The following is a 7,488-nucleotide window of genomic DNA, read 5'->3' on the forward strand; positions in this document are numbered from 1 at the left end:
AATTGCAAAACTTCCTATGCTTGAGTAACTTAGCAGCCAACACGGGATAATCGACCAGTCAACCTAAGAACGGTTTACTCCTCAAAGGGGATAAATCTGATCGACTCAAGTAAATGTTGATATTCAATAACTAAAATATTAAGCCGTTAAATTAAGGACATAGAAAATGCTCATGGATAGAGGCGTGCTGGTACGTTGGAACGATGAAAAGGGATTTGGCTTTATTCAGCCTGAAAACAACGTCGCCCAAGATGTGTTTATTCACATTTCAGTGCTGAAAAAGATGGCGAGAAAACCCATAGTGGGCGACAGCATTCTGTATCAAACGGAAGTGCAAAATGACGGCAAGAGAAAAGCGGTTATCGCCTCAATTGAAGGCGTCGCTGTTATTGCAGCGAGTGCAACACCGCGCTCCCACTCTCATGTCCAATCACGCAATGAAAACTTCAACTTCAATAACAAAAGCAAAGCGCAATTCCCATAGCCCACGAAAATCGTCCTTTAATACGATAATCCCGCTGCTAATAATCGTGGCCATAGTTATCTTTGGCTTTAAACAATACCAAGAATTCAATAAAGCTCCTGTATTAGATCAAGCCCCTGTATTCAATGAAGTACCAGTCCTCACGAATGAAGACACTCAGAGAATGCCCATGTATGAAACTAAATCGCGAACACAAGCAACGGCAACACCAAGATTCCAATGTGAAGCGGGTAAAACCCATTGCAGCCACATGAGTTCCTGTGCTGAAGCGACATTCTATATCCAACATTGCCCCAATACTCAAATGGATGGTGACGGTGATGGCATTCCCTGCGAGCGCCAGTGGTGCAGTTAGCGATACGACACCCATGAATTCATACCCCTAGCAACTTCCAAATGGCAACGCATGTACACCGATATCATTACGCAAATTGATTCACCTGAGATACTGGAGTCTTTGTTAACCGAGCACGCAGCGGTGCTGTTGTTATTTGGCGCGCCAAACTGTGGTGTGTGCCAAACGCTCAAACCGAGAATTGCGGAGCTGTTAGCGCAAGCGTTCCCGCTGATGCAGATGGCCTATATCGATTGCCAAGCCCAAGCTGAGATAGCGGCGAGCCACAATGTATTTACTCTGCCAGTGGTGGAATGTGTGTTCTATGGCAAAACCTTCGGACAGTTTTCCAAGGTGTTTTCGTTAGCGGATATTCGAGGGGCGCTTGCCCGCCCCTATGGTTTAATCGTGACGGAATAATCCAAATTAAACGATGATATTATTTGTTTACCAAGGGTCTAAACCCAGCGTAATGCACTGACTTATCGAGCTTAACCTGTACTGCTGGCGTGCTTATAAGACGTGTTGAGCCTGTGGCGGCGTTAGCTTTACCACTGCAACCGCAGCCGTCACCTGTTGAATGACAACATCCACCCTTGGCGGAATGTTTGAGTGAAGCGCGGCCTTGGGATGCATCCGTCAACCTAAGATTCAAATCCGCTGTTTGTGCAAGCAAAGTCGCCACTGTTTGACTGGCACTGCCTTTACTCACGCTAATCCCCGCATCGAGCAACTTTCCTAACATGCGCTCACCGATATTCTGCACAAGTACAATGTCGGTACCTTGTTGAATAATCAGCTCTAGTAAGGCTTTTTTAGCACTACAGTCACCTTCAATTGCTGGGTTATCGACCAGCTTGATCAGCTGAAGCTGTTCGTTATAAAAACCAATCTGTAGGGCTTTAGTAAAGTGACTGGCGAGGCGTTCGCGGCTCATCGGCATGGCAATAATCATGATAAATCCTTGTCTGTTTGGGTTGGCAGTCTCAAGGCTTGACCTTGAGTAATGGCCGTCGCCACCTTTTTACGGGCATTGGCGAGAAGGTAACCAAAGGTTTGCCGAGAGATCCCCATCAAGGCCGCGGCTTCGATCTGGCTTAATCTTTTCACATCACCCAGTTCGAGGGCCTCAAACTCATCGGCCTCTAATTGAATATGAGTTAATTTAACCGCAGGGATCCCATTAGGCTTAAATAGGCTACAGGGCACACAGCTCGATAATTGACGGCATTTTTTGGGTCTTGGCATAACGGTTTTTATCTTTAAGTCGTCTTATATGTCTTGAAATCGTGTTTTAGGTCTTAGTGCACATCTTCGGTACTACGAGTAACACTCGGGCTCAACTAAAGCTCATCTAAGGCTCATCTAAGCTAAGGGAATCCATAGCTTTGGATTCTCAAGCGTGATAACTGACTTGATGAATAAGTTCGGTGGATGAACCATAAAACTGTCACGAGTTTCTGGCCTAGGCCAGAAACTATTATTCGCGCCAACGACATTCAAAACTGTAAGACGGCTCACAGTTACCTATATCAAGCATGACTAATTAACAGAACTGCTGTCTGGCGTGACTAACACACTCAATGGCTAGCGCCCAGTAAGGTCAGTTTTAACCTGCGTTGGAGTGCCGAGGGATAATGACAAACTCTCAAAAAAATAAGCAGCCGTTAAGCGGCTGCGATAGGTGGCATTTACAGATTTAAACGGGTTAAATCCTCAGACTCACAGTAGTTCACCTGTACCGAATAGCCGTCATCTTGCTTGATGAAATCGACAAAGTTTTTAATCGCAGGTAAGGCATCTTCCCTATGGTGCGACACGTACAGCAATTGGCTCAGATGATGCTCGGCTATCATCTCCAGCGCCCGCATCACTAAGGTGCGATTGATGAAATCTAAGCCCTGATACGGCTCATCTAAAATCAGTAACAGTGGCTGTTTAATCAAGGCGCGACCTATTAGTAATAACCGCTGCTGACCATAATCGAGCTTCTTAAAGCTGGTGCTCGCCAACCCTGTCATGTGCAAAATCGCCAACCATTCCTTCGCCAAATCTAGCTGAGGTTTAGTGGGTTTCTGGTACAGGCCAATAGAGTCAAAAAAGCCCGAAAGCAGCACATCTAATGCCGAGCAACTGACGCGATATTGCAAGTGCAGCGCCGACGATACTATGCCAATCCGTTGTTTAATCTGCCAAATACTCTCGCCGCTTCCGCGAGGTCGGCCAAAGAGCGTGATGTCATTGCTATAGCATTGTGGATGGTCGCCTAAAATCAGCCCCAGTAAAGTGCTTTTACCGCAGCCATTTGGGCCGCGAACTTGCCAATGTTGCCCTGCTTCGATGCGCCAATTCACGCCGCTGAAAATCAGCCCACTGACATATTCCACTTTGCCATTTTTAATCTCGACCAGAGGATCAAACGCCTCGGCGTTGTGCCTTTGCCGCTCCATTAAGGCCAAGAGTTCATCGCTACGTTGGGCGGATAACGCATTCAACTGCGCCATCACAGGATGATTGTGCCATTGCTCAATCGACATCGACGGGCTGAGTTTGTGCACACTCTGCCCAGATTTGAGCATCTCGCCATTAAACAACGCCACATGGCTGATGCACGGCGGCAATTCTTCTTGGCGCGAGGTGATGATCAGCAACTGGCTATGCTCAGCCACTTCACTCAGCAGCTCAGATAAGCTCGCCTGATGTTCAGCATCGAGCCCTGCATAAGGGTCATCTAAAATCAGCAATTGCGGTAACATTGCCAGTGCACGTGCCAGCATGACTCTGCGCGTTTCGCCCGTGGATAATTGCCGAAAACCGCGCTGGCGTAGCGGCTCAAGCCCAACCTTTTGTAATAATGCAGGGAGTTGTTTGGCATCTTGGCAGCATTCCAACACTAAGGATTCGACACTCGAACCGTAATCCAACTCGTCTTTTTCTAATTCGCGCGCCAGCAACGCTTGCTGCAACCCAAGTGACACCCAGCCGATACGTTGCGGCAGGCCAGCAATCGTCCCTTCATCGGGCTGAATATCACCGGTTAATATTCGCCCGAGTAAGGAACCGCAATAACTGTCGGTCGCGAAAATCGCCCAGTGATCTGCTGGGTGCAGTTGCCATTCATCGACGACTAGCACCTCATTATCACGCCCGTATCGTAACTGTTTAACCACAATACTTTTGTCTTGGTTCGCGACAACATCAAGCATAACCACAGTTCCTTTCTATTTTTAAGGGATGATAAAATCTAATGCGCTTAATGGCATAGGTAAAGCGTGGCAAAATCCAACGGGTACGCGTGTGTGAGTCAACCACTCTGGCAGAACTGTGATAAAATCGGCACCTGTTTAACTTTCATATCAACAAGGTAACGCAATGAACCCCATTATTGCCATCTTAAAAGAACACAAGGTCAGTGACGCTAAGATCAACGAGCTATTTCAAACATTAACCGAAAATCCATTAATGGCGATGGGTACGCTCGGTCAATTAGGCATCCCAACCGAAAAATTACAACAACTGCTGGGGCTAGTGATGCAGAAACCAGCCTTGATCAAAGAAGCCGTGCTTGAACTCGGTTTGGATTTCTCAAAAGTAGAAGCCGCAAAAGCCCAGTTACAAAAATAAGCGCAGACTGTTCAAGTTTGTAGCCATCATGCGCTAGGGGAATCCGCGTAACTCAGCTCCCCTAGCGAATGTTAAAACCACTATAAATCTCACAGCAACTAAACCTCAAAACCATTGACGCTCAAAATGATCAGTACCAAGTGAACTAACTTTTTTGCGCCTGCCACTCCTCAATCGCCTCTTTCGCCGCTCGAAAAGCTTCAATCCCCGCAGGCATACCGCAGTAAACGGTGCAATGCAGTAAGACTTCTTGGATCTCTTCAACCGAGCAGCCATTGTTTAGCGCGCCGCGCACATGGCCCTTCAACTCAGTCGGTGCCTTTAATGCCGCCAGCGTTGCTATGGTAATCAAACTGCGCGTTTGCCTTGAAATAGCATCACGCACCCAAACCTCACCCCAGCAATTGGCCGTAACTAAATCTTGCAGCGGCTGGGTAAAATCCGTCGCACTATTGAGCGCCTTATCCACATAGCTATCGCCCATCACAGCACGACGCACCTCAAGACCCTTCTCGTATTGCTCTTCGTTCATCAATGCACCCTTTTTTGTTATGTGATTAAGCGAGTGATTAGACTTATTGAACCGCCGCCAACCAATCTGCCCTATATCCTTACCACCTATAACTGATAACTAACGTTAGATTGAGCGCACCCAAGAAACGAACTCTTCGGCGAGTCTGGGAGGGTTACAGGCCTCTGTCTGATCTGCGATCTCGTTATAGTACTCGAGCTCGTGAACTATGATGGGTACCGAACGACCAAAAACGCGACTAACGGTTAAGTTGGAATGGAGTGTAGAAGCGACAACGCATACTGCGGCAACAAATTGCTCGGTTATCTCCTGACCGAGCTCAAGGCAGCGCTCAAAATCGACATCTTCCTCCGCATCACTGTACCCGAGACCGAGATCGGCCACCCAGCGAGCTAAGATATCCGCAGTCTGAGAGTCAGAATCCCCAAAGACGAGGAGTTCGTTTTGAAGCCAGAAGGCATAGTTCCATTTTGCTTCGTCAGAGCTAGAAGCCTTTGGAATCGAGGCATGCCACTCATCGACTGTGTTATAGCCGACTGTCAGCGTAGGTAGACGGGGATCGTCACTCTGAAGCGCGGTAATCATTGGGATATTCATACTGGGTTTCCTGCTCGTTTAATGCCGCATTTAGCGAATGAAAATAGTGCATTGTAATTGAGAATAAGAGCTTAACCCACTATTTTTGTTCAGCTTAAATGTCTGCCAATATATTAGTATTCAACCAATTTTCCAGTTATCTGTATGCCTTTTTACAAGCATACACTCTGCAAATTTAACAATAGATGGCTCGTTAAATTCTTTTGCTGCTCGTTTGCTGCTTAACAGCGGAAGCTGATGATTAAGCACTGTCATTCCAGTGACGCGCCACCCCTTTTATTTCACAAGAAGTATCCATGAGGGCTCGACGACGGCAGCTGCTGCATACGGAAGTGCAAATGCCGCGATCACATGGTCAATGATGTTCCAGACATCATAGTGACATTTCCCATATCCCTATGGGTCAGATATGAAAGAGCGGCCATGCCGTCAATGGTCACATACATGCCAATGCTTAGTCCAACCAACTATCCAGTTATCTGTATGCCTTTTTACAAACATATACTCTGCAAATTTAACAATGGACGGCTCGTTAAATTCAGGTTTTATTTTAATACTATTAAAAGCCAAGTCCCATCAATCAATATGAATTGTAATCAGCGTTAAAAAAGCCAACAAATAAAGCAGAAGAGTTGTCACAGCGTCAAACACGTTACAAGATGTGGCTGTCTTACTAAGCCCGCATTTGGTAACGCAACCATTATCCGCAGTGGTCGCCTAAGCCGCGCCGCTGACCACAGGATGATGGCTGCAGAAATGTGTATCAGCCCCAGCGTGTTAGCAAATCTAGCGCCGCTGGATTATTTTGTGAACAATAATCAAGTGATCAAAAACAATATAAAAACTACACTAAGTACATAAATGTTCTGGTAAAAAACACAACACAAACGTTATTATTATGTTATGAACCAACATCTTTCTAAGAGTAAAGAATGATTGAACAATTTTCAAATTCAATAAAAGCAACTTTGTATGACAGAATTTCTAGTCCACTATCTAGTGGCTTTATAATATCTTGGTGTTTATGGAACTATAAATTTTTAATTGTCCTATTTTCTTCTATGAAGCCATATGACAAATACAGTGAATTAGACATAATTACGAGTAATTCTGTTATTAAAATATCGGGTTGGGATCCGTTAGGTTATTTGTTATCAAATGGACTGGCTTTTCCTTTAATCTCTGCTGTAGCATTTATTATTTTGTACCCTATACCATCTGAGTTTATGTATAAATACTGGTTGAAAAGTCAAAATAAATTAAGAGATGCCAGAAATGAAATTGAAAAGACGTTATTACTTAGTGTGGATGAGTCCGCAAAGATTAAAAGAGTATCTTTTGAACAAGAGAAGCACTTTCTCGATTTAATTAGTATTAAAGATAAAATGATCGAAGATAGTAAAATTCAAAATGAATCATTAACTGCACATGCAACTGTTTTAAAAGAAAAGAATCACGAATTAACTGGAAAACTAAATGAGTTGAACGAAAAACACTCTACTAGCACTAAAGAACTGAGTGAAATAACTGAAGTATGTAATGAAATGAAGCGTGAAAACGCAGATTTAAATAGTAAATTAAAAGTTTTCAATGATAGCGAAATCTCATTACTACGTTTATCTGGTGAAAAGTCAGATGAAAAACAAACAAAAAGTTTAGATTTCCATTTACCAAATAAACTTCAGAGTGATATTTTTATGGCATTAGTTTCAAACGGTTCACTAAGAAGTGAACGTTTAAAAGAGTACGTGAGCAGTGAGAATAATCAATTATCTATAAATATCGCCATTCGTAAATTAGTTGAACAAAACTATATAACTATGACGGGTAATGACGAATTAAGAATGACCAAAAAAGGTGAAGATTTAGCCGTATTCTGTGGTTTAGCTTAATATAAGTGCGTACCCGTTAACGGGT

The 7,488-nt window shown here is 44.3% G+C and carries 8 protein-coding genes and 1 pseudogene; 4 read left to right on the plus strand and 5 right to left on the minus strand.

What is annotated here, in order from left to right; all coding sequences use genetic code 11:
* Positions 1-166: 166 nt before the first annotated feature.
* Positions 167-839, plus strand: a pseudogene (locus FW758_RS23750) (excalibur calcium-binding domain-containing protein).
* Positions 840-890: 51 nt separating this feature from the next.
* Positions 891-1,238, plus strand: a complete 348-nt coding sequence (locus FW758_RS23755; protein WP_446446731.1) for a thioredoxin family protein — start codon at positions 891-893, stop codon at positions 1,236-1,238.
* A gap of 19 nt (positions 1,239-1,257) precedes the next feature.
* Here FW758_RS23755 and FW758_RS23760 read toward each other — a convergent pair whose 3' ends face one another.
* The 3 genes from FW758_RS23760 to FW758_RS23770 all read right to left on the minus strand — a co-directional run bounded on the left by FW758_RS23760 (position 1,258) and on the right by FW758_RS23770 (position 4,024).
* Positions 1,258-1,773: a NifB/NifX family molybdenum-iron cluster-binding protein gene (locus FW758_RS23760; RefSeq protein ID WP_446446732.1), complete on the minus strand. Its 516-nt coding sequence runs from the start codon at positions 1,771-1,773 to the stop codon at positions 1,258-1,260.
* Positions 1,770-2,066, minus strand: a complete 297-nt coding sequence (locus FW758_RS23765; RefSeq protein WP_012088215.1) for a DUF134 domain-containing protein — start codon at positions 2,064-2,066, stop codon at positions 1,770-1,772. The genes FW758_RS23760 and FW758_RS23765 overlap by 4 nt, the downstream gene beginning before the upstream one ends.
* Before the next feature lie 443 nt (positions 2,067-2,509).
* Positions 2,510-4,024 (minus strand): ATP-binding cassette domain-containing protein, encoded by a 1,515-nt coding sequence (locus FW758_RS23770; RefSeq protein WP_446446733.1) that lies wholly within the window; start codon positions 4,022-4,024, stop codon positions 2,510-2,512.
* A gap of 166 nt (positions 4,025-4,190) precedes the next feature.
* Between FW758_RS23770 and FW758_RS23775 the strand changes: the two genes are divergently transcribed.
* Positions 4,191-4,442: a DUF2999 family protein gene (locus FW758_RS23775; protein ID WP_446446734.1), complete on the plus strand. Its 252-nt coding sequence runs from the start codon at positions 4,191-4,193 to the stop codon at positions 4,440-4,442.
* Between the two features lie 145 nt (positions 4,443-4,587).
* Here the strand turns inward: FW758_RS23775 and FW758_RS23780 are convergent, their stop codons facing one another.
* Both FW758_RS23780 and FW758_RS23785 read right to left on the minus strand, forming a co-directional pair.
* Positions 4,588-4,974, minus strand: a complete 387-nt coding sequence (locus FW758_RS23780) for a carboxymuconolactone decarboxylase family protein (RefSeq protein WP_259523392.1) — start codon at positions 4,972-4,974, stop codon at positions 4,588-4,590.
* Positions 4,975-5,079: 105 nt separating this feature from the next.
* Entirely contained in the window at positions 5,080-5,571 is a 492-nt protein-coding gene (locus FW758_RS23785; protein WP_446446735.1) for a hypothetical protein, read from the minus strand.
* Positions 5,572-6,503: 932 nt separating this feature from the next.
* On the opposite strand from FW758_RS23785, the gene FW758_RS23790 reads away from it, so the two are divergent.
* On the plus strand, positions 6,504-7,463 hold the full coding sequence (locus FW758_RS23790; RefSeq protein WP_311988870.1) for a hypothetical protein: 960 nt from the start codon (positions 6,504-6,506) through the stop codon (positions 7,461-7,463).
* Positions 7,464-7,488: the final 25 nt, after the last annotated feature.

This window comes from Shewanella sp. 1180_01 (genome assembly GCF_052850535.1).